Source organism: Nisaea sp., assembly GCF_017640745.1.
GTDB lineage: Bacteria > Pseudomonadota > Alphaproteobacteria > Thalassobaculales > Thalassobaculaceae > Nisaea.
Window position 1 is genome coordinate 74,134 of the sequence record NZ_JAEPQA010000015.1, and the last position, 20,213, is coordinate 94,346.

General features: G+C 63.4%; 23 protein-coding genes and 1 tRNA gene. 10 read left to right on the plus strand and 14 right to left on the minus strand.

Annotated elements, in window-relative coordinates:
* Positions 1–176 precede the first annotated feature (176 nt).
* Positions 177–1,118, plus strand: a complete 942-nt coding sequence (locus JJ959_RS12095) for a branched-chain amino acid transaminase (RefSeq protein ID WP_292883966.1) — start codon at positions 177–179, stop codon at positions 1,116–1,118.
* Positions 1,119–1,203: 85 nt separating this feature from the next.
* Positions 1,204–1,288 (plus strand) — tRNA-Leu (locus tag JJ959_RS12100).
* A 3-nt stretch (positions 1,289–1,291) separates the two neighbouring features.
* Here JJ959_RS12100 and JJ959_RS12105 read toward each other — a convergent pair.
* From JJ959_RS12105 to JJ959_RS12115, 3 genes are read right to left on the minus strand one after another with little or no spacing between them, the layout of a single operon-like run.
* Entirely contained in the window at positions 1,292–1,849 is a 558-nt protein-coding gene (locus JJ959_RS12105; protein ID WP_292883968.1) for a hypothetical protein, read from the minus strand.
* Between the two features lie 43 nt (positions 1,850–1,892).
* Positions 1,893–2,288 (minus strand): hypothetical protein, encoded by a 396-nt coding sequence (locus tag JJ959_RS12110; RefSeq protein WP_292883970.1) that lies wholly within the window; start codon positions 2,286–2,288, stop codon positions 1,893–1,895.
* Positions 2,285–2,812, minus strand: a complete 528-nt coding sequence (locus JJ959_RS12115; RefSeq protein ID WP_292883972.1) for a hypothetical protein — start codon at positions 2,810–2,812, stop codon at positions 2,285–2,287. Before JJ959_RS12115 ends, JJ959_RS12110 begins: the two co-directional genes overlap by 4 nt.
* 177 nt (positions 2,813–2,989) lie before the next feature.
* Here JJ959_RS12115 and JJ959_RS12120 point away from each other — a divergent pair, with 177 nt between their 5' ends.
* A complete protein-coding gene (locus JJ959_RS12120; RefSeq protein ID WP_292883973.1) occupies positions 2,990–3,292 on the plus strand; it encodes a hypothetical protein in 303 nt (100 codons plus the stop codon).
* 209 nt (positions 3,293–3,501) lie between these two features.
* On the opposite strand, the gene JJ959_RS12125 is transcribed toward JJ959_RS12120, so the two are convergent.
* The 6 genes from JJ959_RS12125 to JJ959_RS12150 all read right to left on the minus strand — a co-directional run bounded on the left by JJ959_RS12125 (position 3,502) and on the right by JJ959_RS12150 (position 6,686).
* A complete protein-coding gene (locus tag JJ959_RS12125) occupies positions 3,502–3,885 on the minus strand; it encodes a hypothetical protein (protein ID WP_292883975.1) in 384 nt (127 codons plus the stop codon).
* A gap of 12 nt (positions 3,886–3,897) precedes the next feature.
* Positions 3,898–4,086 (minus strand): hypothetical protein, encoded by a 189-nt coding sequence (locus tag JJ959_RS12130; protein ID WP_292883977.1) that lies wholly within the window; start codon positions 4,084–4,086, stop codon positions 3,898–3,900.
* 65 nt (positions 4,087–4,151) lie between these two features.
* On the minus strand, positions 4,152–4,661 hold the full coding sequence (locus tag JJ959_RS12135; RefSeq protein ID WP_292883979.1) for a hypothetical protein: 510 nt from the start codon (positions 4,659–4,661) through the stop codon (positions 4,152–4,154).
* A 53-nt stretch (positions 4,662–4,714) separates the two neighbouring features.
* Positions 4,715–5,119, minus strand: a complete 405-nt coding sequence (locus JJ959_RS12140; RefSeq protein ID WP_292883981.1) for a hypothetical protein — start codon at positions 5,117–5,119, stop codon at positions 4,715–4,717.
* A 3-nt stretch (positions 5,120–5,122) separates the two neighbouring features.
* Positions 5,123–5,905, minus strand: coding sequence for an enoyl-CoA hydratase (locus tag JJ959_RS12145; protein ID WP_292883983.1), 783 nt, complete (start codon positions 5,903–5,905; stop codon positions 5,123–5,125).
* Positions 5,895–6,686, minus strand: coding sequence for a competence/damage-inducible protein A (locus JJ959_RS12150; RefSeq protein WP_292883985.1), 792 nt, complete (start codon positions 6,684–6,686; stop codon positions 5,895–5,897). Before JJ959_RS12150 ends, JJ959_RS12145 begins: the two co-directional genes overlap by 11 nt.
* 69 nt (positions 6,687–6,755) lie before the next feature.
* On the opposite strand from JJ959_RS12150, the gene sfsA reads away from it, so the two are divergent.
* The 3 genes from sfsA (at position 6,756) to radC (ending at position 9,165) form a co-directional block, all read left to right on the plus strand.
* On the plus strand, positions 6,756–7,472 hold the full coding sequence (gene sfsA / locus JJ959_RS12155) for a DNA/RNA nuclease SfsA (RefSeq protein ID WP_292883987.1): 717 nt from the start codon (positions 6,756–6,758) through the stop codon (positions 7,470–7,472).
* Between the two features lie 109 nt (positions 7,473–7,581).
* Positions 7,582–8,403 (plus strand): type I methionyl aminopeptidase, encoded by an 822-nt coding sequence (gene map / locus JJ959_RS12160; RefSeq protein ID WP_292883989.1) that lies wholly within the window; start codon positions 7,582–7,584, stop codon positions 8,401–8,403.
* Positions 8,404–8,469: 66 nt separating this feature from the next.
* Positions 8,470–9,165, plus strand: a complete 696-nt coding sequence (radC, locus tag JJ959_RS12165) for a DNA repair protein RadC (RefSeq protein WP_292883991.1) — start codon at positions 8,470–8,472, stop codon at positions 9,163–9,165.
* Positions 9,166–9,174: 9 nt separating this feature from the next.
* Here radC and JJ959_RS12170 read toward each other — a convergent pair whose 3' ends face one another.
* On the minus strand, positions 9,175–10,428 hold the full coding sequence (locus tag JJ959_RS12170; protein WP_292883993.1) for an MFS transporter: 1,254 nt from the start codon (positions 10,426–10,428) through the stop codon (positions 9,175–9,177).
* A gap of 153 nt (positions 10,429–10,581) precedes the next feature.
* Here JJ959_RS12170 and JJ959_RS12175 point away from each other — a divergent pair, with 153 nt between their 5' ends.
* Together JJ959_RS12175 and JJ959_RS12180 are read left to right on the plus strand one after the other, a co-directional pair.
* Positions 10,582–11,514 (plus strand): aminotransferase class IV, encoded by a 933-nt coding sequence (locus JJ959_RS12175; protein WP_292883995.1) that lies wholly within the window; start codon positions 10,582–10,584, stop codon positions 11,512–11,514.
* An 80-nt stretch (positions 11,515–11,594) separates the two neighbouring features.
* Positions 11,595–14,498: a PAS-domain containing protein gene (locus JJ959_RS12180; protein WP_292883997.1), complete on the plus strand. Its 2,904-nt coding sequence runs from the start codon at positions 11,595–11,597 to the stop codon at positions 14,496–14,498.
* On the opposite strand, the gene JJ959_RS12185 is transcribed toward JJ959_RS12180, so the two are convergent.
* The 4 genes from JJ959_RS12185 to mtnA all read right to left on the minus strand — a co-directional run bounded on the left by JJ959_RS12185 (position 14,495) and on the right by mtnA (position 16,985).
* On the minus strand, positions 14,495–14,755 hold the full coding sequence (locus JJ959_RS12185) for a hypothetical protein (protein WP_292883999.1): 261 nt from the start codon (positions 14,753–14,755) through the stop codon (positions 14,495–14,497). The genes JJ959_RS12180 and JJ959_RS12185 overlap by 4 nt on opposite strands.
* A 181-nt stretch (positions 14,756–14,936) precedes the next feature.
* A complete protein-coding gene (locus tag JJ959_RS12190; protein ID WP_292884001.1) occupies positions 14,937–15,098 on the minus strand; it encodes a hypothetical protein in 162 nt (53 codons plus the stop codon).
* Between the two features lie 106 nt (positions 15,099–15,204).
* Positions 15,205–15,876 carry a class II aldolase/adducin family protein gene (locus JJ959_RS12195; RefSeq protein WP_292884003.1) on the minus strand — a complete coding sequence of 224 codons (672 nt, stop codon included), beginning with the start codon at positions 15,874–15,876 and terminating at the stop codon, positions 15,205–15,207.
* Entirely contained in the window at positions 15,876–16,985 is a 1,110-nt protein-coding gene (gene mtnA / locus JJ959_RS12200) for an S-methyl-5-thioribose-1-phosphate isomerase (protein WP_292884005.1), read from the minus strand. The genes JJ959_RS12195 and mtnA overlap by 1 nt, the downstream gene beginning before the upstream one ends.
* A 130-nt stretch (positions 16,986–17,115) precedes the next feature.
* Between mtnA and purB the strand changes: the two genes are divergently transcribed.
* Together purB and JJ959_RS12210 are read left to right on the plus strand one after the other, a co-directional pair.
* Positions 17,116–18,414, plus strand: a complete 1,299-nt coding sequence (gene purB / locus JJ959_RS12205) for an adenylosuccinate lyase (protein ID WP_292884007.1) — start codon at positions 17,116–17,118, stop codon at positions 18,412–18,414.
* 133 nt (positions 18,415–18,547) lie between these two features.
* On the plus strand, positions 18,548–20,206 hold the full coding sequence (locus JJ959_RS12210; protein WP_292884009.1) for a peroxidase family protein: 1,659 nt from the start codon (positions 18,548–18,550) through the stop codon (positions 20,204–20,206).
* Positions 20,207–20,213: the final 7 nt, after the last annotated feature.

Below are 20,213 nucleotides of genomic sequence, written 5' to 3' on the forward strand. Positions count from 1 at the left end.
GAGAGGCGCTTGTAGCAGGTCCGGCAACGCTCTAGGCTCGAAATATGGCACCGGGCGGCCTGGCCGACAAACGCCGGATTGTCATCAGAACAATTCAGGGGGTCAGACTACCAATGGGCGTGCGGCGCCCGCCGGCAGCCTGTCCCCGCTCAACGAACACAGGAAAGGACGCGGCAATGTCGACGCCGAAATATGCCGTCATCGACGGCGAGATCGTGGAATGGGACAACGCGACGGTGCATGTCGCCTCGGCCGCCTTCAAGTTCGGCACCACCGTGTTCGAGGGCCTGCGCGCCTACTGGAACGAGCAGGACGAGGATTTCTATCTCTTCCGCATGCACGAGCACATGGACCGGCTCGACTTCTCCCAGCGCTTCATGCGCTTCGACGGCGCGATCCCGGCGGATCTCGTCACCGAGAAGACGCTGGAGCTGCTCAAGGCCAACAAGTTCGCCGGCACCAACCTGCACATCATGACCTCCTGCTATGTCGCCGGCATGGGCGGCCCCGGCGCCTGCGGCCCGGTCGGCCTCGCCATCACCGCGCTGGAGCGGCCGCGCTCGGCCAACGTGCTGAACGGCATCAGCGCGCAGGTCAGCTCCTGGATGCGCGTGCCGGACAACGCCATGCCGATGCGGGTGAAGTGCAACGCCAACTACAATAACGGCCGCCTCGCCACCGTGCAGGCGACGGTGGACGGCTACGACACCGCGATCTTCCTCAACAGCCGCGGCAAGGTCGCCGAGGGCCCGGGCATGTGCTTCTTCATGGTGCGGAACGGCCAGGTCATCACGCCCGATACCTCGAACGACATTCTGGAAAGCATCACCCGCGACACGGTGCTGCAGCTCGCCCGCGAGGCCGGCTACGAGACCGTCGAGCGGTCCGTCGACCGCAGCGAGCTCGCCGCCGCCGACGAGGCCTTCTTCTGCGGCACCGCCTGGGAGGTCACCCCGATCCTCTCGATCGACCGCCTGCCGCTTTCCGGCGGTGCCATCGGCCCGGTGACGAAAAAGCTGCAGCAGACCTATATCGACGTCTGCGAGGGCCGGACCAAAGATCACGCCGACTGGCGCCTGCCGGTCTACAAGGGCGCGGCCGCCAAGGCGGCGGAGTAACCGCCCTTGCCTTATCTTTCGCCGCGCCGGGACGTCTTGGCGCGGCGGCGAACTTCCTGTAGCTAGAACTGCTTAACGCCCGGCCGGCCCCGTGGCGGAACTGGTAGACGCACGCGACTTAAAATCGCGAGTCTTCGGACGTGAGGGTTCGAGTCCCTCCGGGGCCACCAGTGCTATACTGCGACCCGCCTTAGGATGTAATCCGCCCCGTCGCAGCTCGTCACCAGCACGCCCTCGCCGAAATAGTCGAAGCCCTTCCCGTCGAGCCTACCGCCTGCAAGGCAGAAGAAGACCGCGTCCTCTTCCGCGACCAAGGGTCTATCCGCCTCGGCGCATTTCAGCTCCAGCATCAGTCTTTCGGGATAAAAGTCCGGCGCCTTGCGCAGCCCGGAGGTCTTGAGATGATTCGAAAACAGGAAGCGTTCGCCGAAAAAACCGACATTGTTGTCGATCAGTTCCGCCTCGTACCGGTCGATGCGGCAGCGGTAGCCGAACAGGTCCATGTGGGCGTTGCCGATCTCGATCCGGCGACCGACGAACTTGCCGACCTCCTCCGGGCCGACGGCGCTGATGCCCGCGAAGTCGATTTCCGCGACTTCCCAGAGCCCGTGGATCTCCGGCGGCACCAAGGCGAGAGGCTTTTCCTCGTCCGCCAGCGCGGGCAGCGTCCGGGAGAGGCACAGCAGGAGAACGAGCCCCGCAAGCACGGGAAGGTCGATGCGGCGTTTCATGCCCGCATGATAGCGGCCAGATCACGCCGAGAGAAAGGCGGCCCTATTTCGGATCCTTCCCCTCTTCCTCTTCGGTTTGGTCCAGCACCTCAAGGATCGCATCCACCGCCTCTTCCGCACCGAGCGCCTTTCGGCGGGCCATGGCGTGGATCTCCTTCATCATCGCCCGATAGGTCTCTTCCGCGTTCGCTTCAGGCACCTCGCCGAGGTCGCGGTCGGTGAAGCATTCGATATCGTCGCCGTCCCGATTGTAGATCGTGACGCAGTAATCCATGACCTCCGGGTCGTCCTCGTTCTCCTGCTCGGCAATGACGAGGGAATGGTCGTTCAGGGTGGTCTGGAAGCGGCCGCGGGTGGAGGTCTCCTCCCAGTCGACCTTGCCCTCTTCCGTGCGCTGCTTCAGGCGGGCGACCATCTCGCCCAGTTTCTCGCTGATCATTGCTTTGCTCCCACGGCGGTGCGGATCTCGACCATCAGGGCACCGAGATGTTCCGACTGTTTGGAAAGAACCTTGTTCATCTGCGCCACGTTCACGCTCTGCGCCGTGCCACCCCCGTCGAGAAAGAGCTCGATCGTGTTCGACATGGTGCAGGAGTGCTGGAAGGCGGATTGCAGGCGGCCGATATTCTTGTATTTGCTGATCGAGTCGTTCGCCTTGAGGTCGCCGACGATGTTGCGGAAGGCCCGGTGGCGGTCGAGCACCAGGAGCCATTCGCCGAGCCGGTTCAGCCGCTGGATCTCGTCGAGGAGTCGGATCGCGTCGGCAAGGCCGTCGACGATCTCGATCCCGGTGATCGCGCGGATCGCCCGTTCGGCCGCCTCCTCGGCACGGGTCGCGGCGTCGCGCGAGCGGACGACGTTCAGGATCGTCACGGCGAAACCGAAGAAGGAGATGACGAGGCCGGAAATCGAGGCCCACTCCGCCACGTAGTAGCTGTCGATGAACTGATGTATCTGCTCCAACGCGTCCGCCCGTCCTTCCGCTTCAGCCGATGATTCGCTCCACCGGCTTGCGCGGACTTCCGGATCGCGGTCAGGAAAACGCGTCCGGCGCCGGGCGCAGACCATGGCGCTGGTGACAAAACGCCCGTCGAAAGCTAAAGTTCCCTCATACAGGCACGAAAGCCGAAGGGATTCCTCATGGATATCAAGAGCACGCTCGCATCGCAGAACGTCGCGCGCACGCAGACCACGCCCGCGAAACGGACGGACGGACCGCAGGGCCCGGCGCAGAGCCAGGGCGCCCAGGGCGCCGTCTCCGTTTCGGTCAGCGGCGGCGCGCGCGGCGCGTCTTCGGTCGCCGAGAGCGTGAACGACAATCTCTCCCGCGAGGATGCGCTGGCGCTCGCAAGCGCGGTTGCGGACGAGCTCGCCAACCTGCCGAGCGGCAGCGGGATCGTCAGCAACCCCGCCCTGCTCGAGGAAGCCGCTCGCGGGGTCTGAGGACGGGGGCCGAACCTTAATAGGTTCTGGACGTCATCCACCTTTAACCGTCATCCCGGACTTGATCCGGGACCTTGCGACAACGGTCTTCGCTCTATTCTGCCTGAGGTCCCGGGTCAGGCCCGGGATGACGGGATAAAAGAGACAAAAAACAAAAAGGGCGCCTTCTGGCGCCCTCTTGCGTTCGATCAGATGTTGAGGCCCGGAGGTCAGACCTCCTTGCCCGCCGCCTTCTTGGCCGCATCCTCTTCCATGCGGAGCTTCACCTCCTCCATGATCTCCTCGCGCAGCGCCGCTTTCTCCTTCTGCGGCAACATCTCGTACTGCTCGGGGGTGAGGCCTTTCTCCTTCAGGATGCGCTCGAAATAGAGCTCCTCGGGAGTCTTCATCATATAGGCCATGAAAGCCGCGGCCGCGGGCGACAGCCCCTCCGTCGCTCCGGTGTCCGTTTCGGGTTCCGGATCGATCAGATTGCTGTAGACGCCGTTGAAGGTCTGCCGGAACACATTCGCCTTGCCGACATCGAGTGGCGCCGATTTGCCGCCGCTCAACAGGTCGCCTGAAGCACCCTGGTAAATGATTGCATCAACCACACCGCTCTCCCGTCAGTCGGAGCCGGCGTCTTTTTCCTGCCCGGCAATCTGTGCCGAGAGCGCGGCGCAATAGATGCCGTCCTTGCCGATCCGGAACTCCCGCGAGAAGAGCTCGGAAAGATCAAGCTTTTTCCAGCCTTTAGCGGTAGACGCCGGGGTTCCCGCGCCGGTATCGGGTCGTCTCAGAACGTTCGTGCCCATGATTTCGTGCCTCCTGACAAGTGGACGAAACCAAAGGAACGCAAGAAACGCGCCAGATACCCCTATCAAAAGTGCGGCCAGAGCATCCGCGAGACCGCGAGGGTCGCCATCTCGACATAGAGCAGCATGAAGGCAAGCATCATGTAGCGGTGCACATCGCCGGTGACGCGCGATTTCTGCGCCAGCGCGGCGCGGGTCAGCTCGCCGAGATGGGCGCGGATGAAGGCCTGCTTCTTCGCCTCGCCGCTCTGCCAGCTCTGCAGCATCAGGATCGTGCCGACCGTGGCGATGCTGAAGATCCAGAGCAGGTAGAATAGGAAGGCGATCAGGCTGACATCGCCCCAGCGGAGCCAGACGCCGACCGCGACCACGCCGACGCAGAGGGCGGAGAAATAGACCAGCGTGTGCCATTGCTGCGCCTTGGCGAAGCGGAGATTCTCGGAGGCATCGGTGTAGAGTGCGATGAATTCCCGCCGGGTCTCGGCGTCGAGTTCCGGCAGATGCTCGCGCTTCGGTGCCGGGCGCCGCGCCGGGGTTTCGTCCTGCGGTTCCGCGCTGGAAAATTGATCAGCCATGGGACCGGTCCTCCCGCCTGCCTGTCATTGCTCCGAGTATGCGCCCGAAAGCATCACGGAATCAACTGACTAGCGTCTAGCTCCGGACAGGGCCGCAGCGTCGCCGGCTGCTCGCCCTCGCGGACCAGAGCCGGCTCGGCGCCGCGCCTGATGAGATAGGACCGGGCCGGCTCGGGCGCGGTCCAGGTATAGACAGGCTCGACCTCCAGGCGATCTCCGGAGATCCGGTAGGTGGAGCTTCCGAAGACATAGACCTTCTCGCCCGCGAGCGTGCCGAGCTTGGGCAGCACCCGCGCATATTGCCCGTCCCGGAAGACCAGCACGGCCGTGCCGCTGCAGCGCGGCTTACCGTCATCCCCGACGAAACCCCAGACGCCATCGACGGAGGCCGCACGCGCCGGTCCGGCTCCGAGAAGGAGCACCATGATCAGGACCGGAAGCGCGGCCATCCGGCGCATGTGTCAGGCGGCGCCCTTCTTCGCTTTCTTTGCATCGAGGAACGCCCGCATCATCGCCTGCGGCTCGCCGGTCTCGTAGGCGGCGGCGAAGGCCTCGATGCCGGATTCGATGCCGGCTTCGAGCGGTTCCTCCTCCCAAACCTTCAGCAGCTGTTTCTGGATACGGATCGCGACCGGTCCGGCCTCGGCGATATCGCGTGCCGTCTGGGCGGCGATTTCCGGCAGCGACATCGAGGTCACCAGTCGTTCGACGAAGCCCCAGTCGCGGGCGGTGCGCGCGTCGATGATGGAACCGGTATAGACGAGATAGCTTGCCTTGCCCCAGCCGATCAGCCGCGGCAGCAGCGCCGCCTCGATCACCGAGGGGATGCCGACCTTCACCTCCGGCATCCCGAACTTCGCCTCGTCGGAGGAGATGCGGATATCGCAGGAGGCTGCAATCTCCATGCCCGCGCCGAGACAGTAGCCGTCGATCGCGGCGATGACCGGCACGCGGCACTCGCGGATCGCCTTCATCAGGCCGTGCAGGCGGGAGATGAAGGCTTCCGCCTTCTCCGGGTCGCAGGCCGCCATCTCGTTGATGTCCGCGCCGCCGATGAAGGCCTTCGTGCCCTTGCCGCGCAGCACGATGGCGCGGAGGCTGTCATCCTCCTCCAGCTCGGAGATCGCCAGGGTCAGCGCGCCGATCCCCTCGGAATTGACGATGTTGAGCTTCTCGGCATTGTCCCAGGTCAGCGTCACCACGCTCCCGGTGCCGACCTCCTTGCGCTCGATCTCAACCGGCATTCTGCGTCTCCTCTGCGTCTTCTTCTGGCCTCGCCTCGATCGGCTCACCGCCCTTGTCCCGGATCATCTGCCGGATCTCCTCCGCGGCCGCGTCCAGCCGCGCGATGTCGGTGCCGCGCGCGACCAGCGTGGTGCCGAAATAGCCGGCGCGGAAATAGGGATAGCTGCCGATTTCGACATCCGCATAACGCGACTGGATCTCGCCCAGCGCCTCTGCGACCACGCCCTCGCCGAGGGTGCAGCTCACCGCGCGCGACTGGATTTTCTCGCCATGTTTCAGCTTCGGCAGCAGCTCGAGCACCATCGCCTGGAAGACGCTCGGCACGCCCGCCATGACGTGGACGTTGCCGATGATGAAGCCCGGCGCGGTCGAGACCGGATTGTCGATCAGCTCGGCGCCCTCCGGCGTCTCGGCCATCTTCTTGCGCGCCTCGTTGAACTCGCGGCCGATGGTCTTGTAGTGGATCTCCATGCGCCGCATCGCTTCCGGATTGCGGATCACCGGCAGGCAGAAGGCGGCCGCGATGGAGGCGCAGGTGATGTCGTCATGGGTCGGCCCGATGCCGCCCGAGGTGAAGACGTAGGTGTATCGCTCGCGCAGAGCGTTCACCGCCTCCACGATCTCGCCCTCCTCGTCGCGCACGACGCGCACTTCAGAAAGGCGGATCCCGGCCTCGGTCAGCTTCTCGGCGAGGAAGCCGAGATTCTTGTCCTTGGTGCGGCCGGAGAGGATTTCGTTGCCGATGATGAGAAAGGCGGAAGTGACGGTTTCGTCTGACATGGCGGACCGGGATTGCTATGAGGTCTCGGGAACTTAGAGCAAGCGAACCATGAAACAACGGACGCCCCGATGCAACTTCCGACACCGCTCCACGAAGGCATTCTGATCAAGCGCTACAAACGCTTCCTCGCGGATGTGAGACTCGCCGACGGGACCGAAGTGACGGCGCACTGTCCCAATCCCGGCGGCATGATCGGACTGCAGGAGCCGGGCTCGACGGTATGGCTCTCGAAATCGGACAATCCGAAGCGCAAGCTCGCCTATACCTTCGAGCTGATCGGGACCGATGGCGGCCTCGTCGGCATCAATACCGGCCATCCGAACGCCATCGTCGAGGAAGCGGTCAGATCCGGTGCGATCACGGAACTCGCCGGCTATGCATCTCTCCGCCGGGAAGTGCGCTACGGGGAGAATTCCCGCATCGATCTCTATCTCGAGGATCCGGCGAAAGGCATTTGCTACGCCGAGGTGAAGAACGTGCACCTGAAGCGCGACGACGGCCCCAATCCGGGCGCCGCCGAGTTCCCGGATGCGGTCACAAAGCGCGGCGCGAAGCATCTGGTCGAGCTCGGCAACGAGGTCGCAAAGGGCAACCGGGCGGTCATGGTCTATCTCGTCCAGCGGATGGATTGCGACCGGTTCTGCGTCGCGGAAGACATCGATCCGGGCTATGCCGAGGCCCTGCGCACCGCCCGCAAGGCCGGTGTCGAGGCGATCTGCTACGATTGCGAGATCACGGCGGAGGCGATCTCGGTGCGCCGCGCCCTGCCCGTCATCTGGCCCTGAGCACGCGTCTTGCGGCGCGGATTGACTTGACGCTGGCGGCCCCGGTCCGCATTTATGGCGGGCACCCTAGAGACAAGGCGCGGCCCGGACCGCGCGCAAATGGAACAGAATGCAAGATCCTTCACTCGCCCAGGATGAGTCTTCCCGCGCCATCAAGCTGCACGGCCCGCTCGATTTCCAGGGCATGCGTCAGGCGGGCAAGCTCGCTGCGGAAACGCTCGACTATCTGACGCCCTACGTTCAGCCCGGTGTGACCACCGAGGAACTGGACAAGCTCTGCCACGACTTCATCCTGAAGCATGGCGCGACCCCCGCGCCGCTCGGCTACAAGGGCTTTCCGAAGTCGATCTGCACTTCGATAAACCATGTCGTCTGCCACGGCATTCCGGGGCCGAAGAAGCTCGAGAACGGCGACATCCTGAATATCGACGTCACCGTGATCCTGAACGGCTGGCACGGCGATACCAGCCGGATGTACGGCGTCGGCGACAAGGTCAGCGTGAAGGCCAAGCGCCTGATGGACATCACCTATGACTGCCTGATGCTCGGCATCGAGCAGGTACGGCCCGGCGCGACCCTCGGCGATGTAGGCTACGCGATCCAGAAATATGCCGAAGACCAGCGCTGCTCCGTCGTGCGCGATTTCTGCGGCCACGGTCTCGGCCGCACCTTCCATGCCCCGCCAAGCGTGCTGCATTACGGCAACAAGGGCGAAGGCACCATCCTCCAGGAAGGCATGTTCTTCACCATCGAGCCGATGATCAATGACGGCAAGTACGCGGTGAAGATCCTGCCCGACGGCTGGACCGCGGTGACCCGCGACCGGTCGCTCTCGGCCCAGTTCGAGCATTCCATCGGCGTCACCGCCGACGGCTGCGAGATCTTCACGCTCTCGCCCAAGGGCTATACCAAGCCGCCCTACGAGATCTGATCCCGGAAAACCGTCCCGCCCCTCCCATGGCTCCAATGCCAAGGATCCCGAGGGGAGGACGCTTCCGTGCCACGCGACGATCTTCTGAACCCAGACTACAACGCCGGCCACCGGCGCCGGCTCCGCGACCGTTTCCTGAAGACCGGCCCGGAGCGGGTCGCGGATTACGAGTTGCTGGAACTGGTGCTGTTCCAGTCGCGGCCGCGTGGCGACGTGAAGCCGCTGGCGAAAATGCTGCTGGACCGCTTCGGCAGCTTCTCCGAGATCATCTCCGCCCCGGCGGAAGACCTGATGAAGGTCCGCGGCGTCGGGGAAAGCACGGCGATCGCGCTCAAGGCCGTCCGTGCCGCCGCAATCCGGCTGATGCAGGAGGAAGTCCGCGAACGTGCCGTCGTTTCCTCCTGGGATCAGCTCATCGCCTATTGCCGGGCCGCGATGGGCTTCTCGAAGCGCGAGCAGTTCCGCGTGCTCTTCCTCGACAAGAAGAACCGGATCATCGCCGACGAGGTGCTGCAGGAAGGCACCGTCGACCACACCCCGGTCTATCCGCGCGAGGTCGTCGCCCGCGCCCTCGATCTCGGCGCGACGGCCCTCATCCTGGTGCACAATCACCCGAGCGGGGATACGACGCCGTCCAAGGCCGATATCGAGATGACGAACCAGATCCGCCAGGCGGCCTCGGTGCTCGGCATCGTGCTGCACGACCACATCATCGTCGGCCGCGCCGCCCATACCAGTTTCAAGGCACGGGGATTGCTCTGAGCGAAACGGCTAGCGGTTATGCGGCAGCCGGATGAAACAAGCCGCCGCGACACCGGCGAGACAGAAGAGAGGCAGGATCAGGAAAGCGGTCTCGAAGGTTTCCAGCGCATAGACACGCGCACCGTCAACCATCCGTCCCTGCCAGCCGAGATCGAGCAGATACCCGATGAAGGGCTGCAGCACGGCACCGCTGCCGACGACGAAACTGTTGATGATCCCGAGCGCGGCGCTGTTGGCCCAGGCAGGGTTGTGCTCCCGGGCAACGGCGAAGCTCAGCACCATGGTGGCGGACCCGAAACCCTGCAGCGCCAGCACCGCCTGCAGAAGCGGCAGCGGCATTGCCGGGAAAAGGATCACCAGCGAGATCCCCACGGTCGCCAGCAGGCCGCCCGCGACCATGAAGCGCCGCCTCTTGCCCAGCTTGTCGGAAAGCCACCCGATAACCGGGGCGCCTATCCCCCAGCCGAAGAACATCACCGAGGCGAGCGCCGCCGCTTCGGGCTTCGTCATCCCGCGCGCCTCGATCAGGAACGGCACGCCCCAGAGCCCGCCGAACGCCAGCATGGATCCGGTCATGCCGACACCGAAGGCCGCGGCGAGCCAGGTCTGCCGGTTGGAAAGCGCGCGTTTCAACCCTTCGAGGAGCGGGCGCGCCGGCTCGTCATGCGCCTGCACCTTGTCGCGTACGGTGAGGAACAGGCAGACCGTCAGCACAGCGCCACCGATCGCCACAGCCCAATTGGTGTCGCGCCAGCCGATCTGTTCCACCGCATAGCCGAAGGGCGCCTGCCCAAGGATCCCGCCGAGGACGCCCAGGGCTTGGGCAAGCCCCCCCAGAAGCGCGAAGCGTGCCGGAAACCAGATCGCAGCCACGGACAGCGCGGCGACGAAGCTGCAGGCGCAGCCAAGCCCGATCAGGAACCGGCCGACATAGGCCATCTCGATCGTTTCGGCGCTCGCGAAAACCATCACGCCAGCGGTACAGATCGCCGCCGCACCGGTCGCGAGCCGGCGCGCGCCGAGCCTGTCGATGGCGACGCCGACCGGGATCTGGATGCTGGCATAGACGTAGAAATAGACCGCCGAGAGATTGCCGAGGATCGCCCCGCCGACGGCGAATTCGCGCATCAGGTCGTCGACCATGACCGATGGCGAGACCCTGAGGACGAAGGCATAGAGGAAAAAGACCGAGGCGAAGAACCATCCGGCCAGAAGCAGTGCCTTGGCCGGTGTCGCTGAAATTGTTCCGGTCTCGGTGCTCACACGGTCTCTCCGGCGGAAACGGGAACCGTCTCAGTCGCATGCACATCCCCGCCGGTCAATCGCCACCGAAGGCAGCACTGCCTGAGTGAATTGTCATCAGTTCACGGCGGCGCCAAAGTGAACATGGAGCAACCGCCGGAACGGGGACCGGACATGATCGACGCGCGCACAACGACCCACGATGCCGAGGAGGATCCGCGCAACCGGGACATCCGGATCTGGGTCAACGGCGAGATCGTGCACCGGGACGAGGCGAAGGTCTCGGTCTACGATTCCGGCTTCCTGCTCGGCGACGGCATGTGGGAGGGCATGCGCCTGCATAAAGGAACCTGGGTTTTCTTCGAAGAGCACATGGACCGGCTGTTCGAAAGCTGCAAGGCGGTCTCCCTCGATATCGGCATGGATCGCGCGGGACTTCTTCATGCCCTGAACGAGACTGCCGCGGCAAACGGCATGGAGACGGATGTGCATTGCCGCCTGATGGTGACCCGGGGCGTGAAGGTGAAACCGTTCCAGCACCCGTCCCTCTCCCGCAGCGGCCCGACGGTCGTCATCATCCTCGAACATTCGAAACCGGCGTCACGCCTCAAGCAGCGCGGTATCCGGCTCGCCACCGTGCATCAGGTCCGCGGCCTGCCGCATTCCCAGGACCCGAAGCTGAACTCCCATTCGAAACTGAACTGCGTCATCGCCTGCCTGCAGGCGGAACAGGCCGGTGCCGACGAGGGCCTGATGCTCGACCCGCACGGCTTCGTCAACACGACCAACGCCTGCAACTTCTTCATCGTCCGGCGCGGCGAGGTCTGGACCTCCACCGGCGACTACTGCATGAACGGCGTCACACGGCGCAAGGTGATCGACCTCTGCCGCGCGAATGGCATCCCGGTATTCGAGAAGAACTTCTCGCTGGTCGAATGCATGGGAGCCGAGGAGGTCTTTCTGACAGGCTCGTTCGGCGGCCTGACCCCGGTCGCGGAAATCGACGGCAAGACAGTCGGAAACGGCACGGTGCCTGGAATTGTGACCAGCTCGCTGCAGAGATATTACAAAGCGCTGATCGAGGATCACATCGCCCGAAAGCTCTAAAACGGATGCATACCAAACGTTAACCATCAGAGGACTAGAATGCCGTTCGATGAATAGCGTGCTGCTCGGAAACCTGCCCGTTGATTGAAGTAAACTGCGACGCCTCGGAACAGGGCGTGCTTTCGTCCGTGATCGAGAACGTGAGCCAGGGCCTCAGCTACTTTGACGAGGACCTGAAGCTCGTCGTCTGCAACCGCCGCTATCTCGATCTGCTCGGCTTTCCGCACTGGATGGGCACGCCCGGAACTCCGATGTCGGCATTTTTCCGGCATAATGCCGAGCGCGGCGAATACGGGCCCGGCGAGATCGAAGATCAGGTCCGGGAACGTGTCGAACTCGCGCGCCGGGCAGAAGCGCACAGCTTCGAGCGGGTCCGTCCGGATGGCACAGTCTTGCGCATTCGCGGCGTTCCGGTCCGCGGCGGTTTCGTCACCACCTATGACGACATTACCGAGCTGCGTAACTCCCAGAAAGAGCTCGAACAGACTAACGAACGCCTTGACGACCTGGTTTGGGAGCGCACCGCAAAACTGCAGGCGCGAGAAAACGAGCTCTCGGAAAAGACGGCGGCGCTCGAGACCATTCTGGAATCGGTCAAATACGGGATCACGCTGTTCGACAACGAGCTCAATCTCGTCGCGGCGAACCGGCAGACCTTCGAAATGATGAATGTTCCGGAGCACCTTCGGAGACAGGGCACGCCCTTCGAGAGCTTCATCAGGTTGTTTGCAGAACGCGGCGAATATGGCGAGGGAGACGTCGAGGAACAGGTGCGCTCCCGCGTGGAACTCGCGCGCAAGTTCGAGCCTCACAATTTCGTTCGCGAACAATCAAACGGCCGGATCTACGAGATTACCGGCAGGCCGGTAGAAGGCGGCTTCGTCACGACATATGTCGATGTCACAGAGCAGAAGCAGTTCGAAGCTCTGCTGCAGGCAAACAACGCCGAGCTGTCGCAAAAGACATCCGCACTTGAAGCAATTATGGCCGCGCTCGATCACGGCATTGCCCTCTTCGGAAAGGATCTCAATCTGGTTGCGGCCAATTCCCGGGCCTTCGACCTGATGAAGGTCCCGCACGAAATGAATCGGCCGGGCGTGCACTTTTCGGATTTCCTGCGCCTGCAGGCCGCGCAGGGCGAATTCGGCCCCGGCGACATTGACGAGATCGTGGAAAGGCTTACCGCCCTGGCGGAACGGCCCGAACGTTACCATGCAATTCGTCATCGCGCCGACGGAACGGTCATCGAGGTCTCGCGCAATCCGATCGAGATCGGTTTCGTTGCGACCTACCGCGACGTAACCGAGCAGAAGCAGTTCGAAGCGCTGCTGCAGGCCAACAACGAAGAGCTAACCGAGAAAACCGCAGCACTTGAGACCATACTGGAGACGGTCGATTACGGCATCTCGCTTTTTGACCGGGATCTGAAACTGGTTGCCGCCAACCCCCAGGCGTTCGAGTTGATAGACATTCCCGAGCGCTATAACCATCCGGGATGTCACCTCTCGGAAATCTTGCGCTATCAGGCAGAGAATGGAGCCTTCGGCGCTGGTAACGTAGACGAGATCGTTGCCGCCAGGACCGCCGCCGCGTGGAATGGCAAGGCGTATTCGACGACGCGCGAGCGCAAGGACGGACGGATCATCGAAGTGGTCCGGCGCAAGATCGACAATGGCTTTGTGACCACGTACCGGGACGTGACAGAGCAGAAACAGGTCGAGGCCCTGCTCCGCTCGACAAACGAGGAACTGGAGAGACGCGTCGAGGAACGGACGTCGGAGTTGAACCGGCAGTTGCGCGAGACCGAACGCGCGGAAGCCGAGATGCGTATCGCCAAAAGCCGGGCCGAACAGGCCGACCGGGCGAAATCAGACTTCCTCGCCCGCATGAGCCATGAGATCCGCACGCCGCTGAACGGAATCATCGGGCTCAATCACATCCTCAGCGACACCGATCTGACGCAGGGACAATTGGACATCGTCTCGAAAGTGCAGTCCTCGTCGAACGCGCTGCTCCGGATCGTGAACGACGTTCTGGACTTCGCCAAGATCGAAGCTGGACGGCTCGATATCGAAGACATTCCCTTCTCGCTCGAAGAGGTACTCGACTCCGTCGGCCAGATCGCCGCACCGCGCGCCGATGAGAAAGGCCTGAGGTTCGAGATCGATCCGGACGGCGCGGCGGCAAGAAACTTTTTCGGCGACCCGCACCGTATCGGCCAGATCCTCATCAACTACTGTAGCAATGCGATCAAGTTCACCCATTCCGGCCTGGTGCGGCTCAAAGTGTCGGTCGAAGAGTCCGGAAACGAGAGAGCGTTGGTGCATTTCGCCGTGCAGGACAGCGGAATCGGTATGACGGCGGAAGAAGTATCCGGCGTCTTCCAGCCCTTCCACCAAGCCGATGCGTCAACGACGCGACGCTATGGAGGAACCGGCCTGGGGCTGGCCATCTGCCGGGAGCTTGCGGATCGCATGGGCGGCCGGGTCTGGGTCGAGAGCGCCGTCGGCGAGGGAAGTACCTTTCACGCAGAATTGCGGCTCAGAATTGCCGCGGAAAGCGCAACCGCCACCGTTGAAGACAAACGCGACTGGCGTGCCGCGTGCAAGGGCCTGAAAGTTCTTCTGGTCGAAGACAACATGATCAATCGGGAGATCGCGACCGTCCTGCTGGAAGGCGCCGGGATCACGGTGGTTCCGGCAGTTCACGGCAAGGAGGCGGTCGACATCTTGCTGTCGGAAACGCCGCCTGAGATCGACGCCGTGCTGATGGATCTGCAGATGCCGGAAATGGACGGACACGAGGCGACGCGCCACATCCTCGCCGATCCGCGCTACCGCGACCTCAAGGTGATCGCCCTGACCGCCAATGCGGTCGCCGAGGAGATCGAAAAGAGCAAGTCCGTCGGAATGGCCGGTCACATCACCAAGCCGTTCGAACCGGAAACCCTGTTCCGGAACCTCGCACTCAGCCGAAACTTCTAGACGGTAATATCGAGGATCGAACCACGTGGCAGATCCGCGCTGATCTCCTCCAGCGGGATCGGATTTTGGCGCTGCCGGTTCTGCTGCTCGGCACGCGGGTCGCTGGCGCGGAGTTCCTGCACGAAGCGGCTGTCGGTGGGATCGAGTTCGCGCGTACGCGACCGCCGGCCGTCAGCCTCGTTCGGCTGGACCGGGACCTGCCTCTCGCCGGTCTGTGCCGGGACCAGAGGTAAGTTGATTATCGGACCGAGTGCCATATCCAGCCTTGCTTGCTCAGACCGGTCTCCAGCACGTGTTCTGCCCGAAACCGGCGCGTGAAACCATCACGCTCAAGGTTAATTACGGCATTTATATTGTATTTTAGATAAATATGTCAATTGTGATGGCAAGACTGGTCCTGAAGTAACGGGCGAACGGCGACAGGATCGCGCGCAACGTCTAGTTTTCGGGCGGAAACGCGCGCTTTTTCAATGACCTGGCAAAACCGAGAGGGTCCTTGAGGGGATCATGCTCCGCCGCCGCATCACGAGCGGATTCGCTCAAATGCCGTCCCGCATTTTCCAGTTTCGGACGGGCCTTTACGTAAACCTGTGCCGCCATATCGGCCGCCTTCTGCTGGACCTCCGGATTTTGCGCGATCCGACGGGCCGCTTCCAGGAAGAGACGTCTTACAATCATCGCAGCGCTCCCTTCTCAACAAGACCGCTCAACGCCCACCATACCCCGTCACGCCGAATTTCGCCGCCACCTTCTCGATCTCCTCGTCCGGCAAAATCGCCGGCTGGCCGATCTGCAGCGCACGCCAGTACATCGCCGCGAGCGTCTCGGCCTCGACGGTGAGCGCCAGCGTGCGTTCGAGATGCGGGCCGAGCACGATCAGGCCGTGATTGCCGAGCAGGCAGGCCTTGCGCCCTTCCAGCGCCTGCAGCGCGTAATCGGACAGTTCCTGCGTTCCATAGGTCGCATAAGGCGCGCAGCGGATCGTCGGGCCGCCGAACAGCGCGATCATGTAGTGGAAAGCCGGTATCTCCCGGTGCAGACAGGCGAGCGTGGTCGCGAACATGCCGTGCGTGTGCACGATGGCGCCCGCATCCTCCCGCGCCTTCATGATGTCGAGATGAAACCGCCACTCGCTCGAGGGCTTGTGCTTGCCCTCGACATTGCCGTCGAGATCCATCCGCACGATGTCCTCCGGCGTCAGCCGGTCGTAGCGGATACTCGACGGGGTCAGGAAGAAGCCTTCCTTCGGATCCTCGCTCACCCGAACGCTGACATTGCCGGAGGTACCCTGGTTCAGGCCCATCTCGTTCATCTTCAGGCAGGTGTCGATCACTTCCTGCCGGAGTGCCTTTTCGGCCGCTCCCATACGCTTCGCCATCAGTCTTCGCCCACCTGCTGCATTTCCGGAAACAGTTTCAACAATCCCTCCTCGCTCGCTTCGGCGCATCCGCGCTCGGTCAGCAGACCGGTGACCAGCCGCGCCGGCGTGACGTCGAAGGCCGGGTTCGCCGCCGGGCTCCGTTCCGGCGTGATCGTGACCGTCGCGACCTCGCCCGAAGGCAGCCGTCCCGTCATCTCCGTCACCTCCTTCGAACTGCGCTCCTCGATCGGAATGTCCCGCACGCCGTCAGAGATGGTCCAGTCGATGGTCGGCGACGGCAGGCCGACATAGAAAGGCACGCCATTGTCATGCGCCGCCAGCGCCTTCAGATATGTGCCGATCTTGTTGCAGACGTCACCGCTCCGGGTCGTCCGGTCGGTCCCGGTGATCACCATATCGACCATGCCGTGCTGCATGTAATGACCGCCTGCATTGTCGACGATCACCATATGCGGCACACCGTGATTACCCAGTTCCCACGCTGTCAGGCTGGCACCCTGATTGCGCGGCCGCGTCTCGTCGACCCAGACATGCACCGGAATGCCGGCATCATGCGCGAGATAGATCGGCGCGGTCGCGGTTCCCCAATCAACCGTCGCCAGCCACCCGGCATTGCAGTGGGTCAGGATATTGATGGTCTCGCCCGGCTTTTTCTTCGCCTGGATCACCTTAATGACTTCGAGCCCCGCCTCGCCGATGGCGCGGTTGATGCCGACATCCTCGTCGCAGATCTCGCCTGCGAGCCTGAAGGCGGCATCGGCGCGCGCCTCGGGGGCCAGCGGCTTCAGCTTCCGGCGTGCGGCGTCGAGCGCCCAGCGCAGGTTCACCGCCGTCGGTCGGGTCTCGTAGAGCCGGTCATAGGCGTTTGAAAGCCCTGCATCTGTGGCATCGGCGCGCATCGCCAGCCACATGCCGTAGGCTGCCGTCGCCCCGATCAGCGGAGCGCCCCGCACCAGCATCGCCTTGATCGCATGCGCCGCGTCGGCGAGCGTTTCAAGCCTTGCGATCTCGAACCGGTGCGGCAGTTTCGTCTGATCGATGATCTCGACCGAAACGCCGTCCTTGCCCGGCCAGATCGTGCGATGCGGCTTGCCGTCGATTTTCATGAAGTCGCTCCCTCGTCGCTCTTCCGCCGATGGCGTGACTCCGGCGGACGGCGATGATAAAACCCCGCCTGCCCGAATGCCATCCCGCTTTCCGGCGCCGCCCGCATTCTGTCGAACACCGAGGACGCACATGATCCCGCGCTATTCCCGCCCCGAGATGGTCAAGATCTGGGAACCCGAGAACAAGTTCCGCATCTGGTTCGAGATCGAGGCCCATGCCTGCGATGCGCAGGCCGAACTCGGCGTGATTCCGAAGGAAGCGGCCAAGGCCGTCTGGGAACGCGGCAATTTCGAGATCGACCGGATCGACGAAATCGAGCGGGAAACCAAGCACGACGTCATCGCCTTCCTCACCAACCTCGCAGAGTATGTGGGGGACGAGGCCCGCTTCGTCCACCAGGGCATGACCTCCTCAGACGTACTCGACACCTGCCTCGCCGTGCAGCTGACGCAGGCCTCCGACCTTCTGCTGAAGGATCTCGACGCGCTGCTGGCCGCGATCAAGCGCCGCGCCTTCGAGTACAAGATGACTCCGACGGTCGGCCGCAGCCACGGCATCCATGCCGAGCCGGTCACCTTCGGCATCAAACTCGCAGGCTATTACGCCGAATTCGCCCGTAACAAGGCGCGGCTCGAGGCTGCGCGGGCGGAGATCGCCACCTGCGCCATTTCCGGCGCCGTCGGGACCTTCGCCAATATCGACCCGCGCGTGGAAGAACACGTCGCCGAGAAGCTCGGCCTGAAGCCGGAACCGGTCTCGACCCAGGTCATCCCGCGCGACCGCCACGCCATGTTCTTCGCCACCCTCGGCGTGATCGCCAGCTCCATCGAGCGTCTGGCGACCGAGATCCGCCACCTGCAGCGCACCGAGGTCCGCGAGGCCGAGGAGTATTTCTCGCCCGGCCAGAAGGGCTCCTCGGCGATGCCGCACAAGCGCAACCCGGTGCTGACCGAAAACCTGACGGGCCTCGCCCGCCTCGTTCGTTCCGCCGTGGTGCCCGCGATGGAGAATGTCGCGCTCTGGCACGAGCGGGACATCTCGCATTCCTCCGTCGAACGAATGATCGGCCCGGACGCGACCGTGACCCTCGATTTCGCCCTCGCCCGCCTCACCGGCGTCATCGACAAGCTGCTGGTCTATCCGGAGGGCATGCAGGCCAATCTCGACCAGCTCGGCGGCCTCATCCACTCGCAGCGCGTGCTGCTCGCCCTGACGCAGGCAGGCATGAGCCGCGAGGACGCCTACAAGGCCGTGCAGCGCAACGCCATGCCGGTCTGGCTGGAGGGCAAGGATTTCCTCGAACTGCTGAAATCCGACAGCGAGGTGAAGGCGCATCTCGACGATGCCGCGCTCGAGTCCCTGTTCGACCTCGGCTACCACACCAAGCATGTGGGCACGATTTTCAAGCGTGTCTTCGGCGAGGAATAACACTCAGGCGATTTTCACGCCCGGACCATAACGGACAGATAACGCCCTCCTCAGAAGATCCTGCCATCGCAAACTCTCTGGCGCAGCCGGTCAAAGCCGGCGCGCCGGAAATTTGCAGGGTGGGGGGATCGGAATGAAGTCGCATGGCGGAACACCGCTGCCGGTAAGTCCGGACGGGACTTGTCGCTTCAAGCATGCCAAAGACTCAGGAAGCGGAGCGTTCAGGCATTTCCTGCGCCCGCCGAACGGCAGCGAGATCCATCGCCTGCACGGAACCCTCCCCCGGGACGACTTTCGCCGGGCGGACGACCTGCTGACCCGTCTTTCACACCATTTCCTGTTCTCCGACCGCATCTGGGACGCCTATCAGGGTGAAGCCGCGGAAGCCTGGGAAAATCCCGATATTCCCGCAGGCTATACCTACCTGCTGCAACTCGTGGCCCACGATCTCGTGCAGGCCTCGGTTATTTTCCCCCGTATGGACCGACGGATCGGCGAACTCAGGAACCACAGGACCTTCTCACTCGATCTGGATACGCTCTATGGCTCGGGTCCGGCCGCATGTCCCCACGCCTACTCGGCCTCGACGAAATTCGGCTTCAGGTCGCGCCTGAAATTGAGCCGCATGCGGCAAAGCAACAAGCTGGTGCCCGCCGCCAAACCCGCGTTCAGGGATATCGGCCGCGGCTATGCACACGAGGACAACTCTTTCCCGCGCAACGGCCCGACAGAGGCGTTGCTCGCGGATCCCCGCAATGACGACAACGCGAACATCTCCCAGCTTCTGACCGTGTTCATCTGGCTCCACAACACGGTGATCGAGAGCCTCGAAGCGCAGGGAGCGGTACCCCCCGAATATTCGCAGGAGGTCGCCGAAGAGTACAGGTTCGGCCAGGCACGCCGGATCGTCACCGAAACCTACCGGCGGATCGTGCGGCACGACCTGCTCCCGCGGATCCTGCATCCGGATGTGCTGCGGCATTACGAGACCGACAAGAGCCCGTACCTCGAGACCGACGCCGACGAGCGCATGCCCATGGAATTCTCCCATGCGGCATTCAGGTTCGGCCACGCCATGATCCGCCCGAGTTACAGGCTGAACACCGGGCATCCCGGGTTTTCGATCGGAGACATCCTGCGGACGAACTCCCTCCGCGAGCCCTACAGCATGCCGCTGAACGAGAAGTGGATCGTCGAATGGTCCCGCTTCTTCGAACTCGACGATCCCAGCCTCGTCAATCTCAGCCGGCGTATCGGCCCGAGTCTCTCCTCAGGCCTTGAGGTCCCGGATGGCTTCGGCTTTCCGCTGAGGGGAACCACCGAGACACTCGCCCATCGCGATCTCTTGCGCGGAGCTTCAGCGGACCTGTGGTCCGTTACGGCCCTGATCGCCGAGATCGGGAAGCGTCAGCCCGATCTGATCGCCATGTCGCCATTGCTTTCCGACATCACCGGACTGCGAGCAAGACTGCAGGCGTGGCTGGCCACCAATTGGAGCCGTAGCGGACAGGCATTGAGCGAGCTCCAGATCGACACGATCGCGGAAGACCCGCCGCTTTTCTTCTTCATTCTTTTCGAAGCCATGGCCGAGGCGCACGGCCGCCATCTCGGCGTCCTCGGATCAACGATTGTCGCCGAAGTCCTGCTTCGCCGGCTGGATTCGATCGCGCCCGAAACTGGCACGGCAAGCTACCCCGCGACTGGATTCGAAACGGTTCGGACGATGCCCGCCCTGCTGCGGACACTCGCCGAGCGCTCCGGACTTTCCACTGCCTCACCAAGTTTTCTGTAAGTCCGGG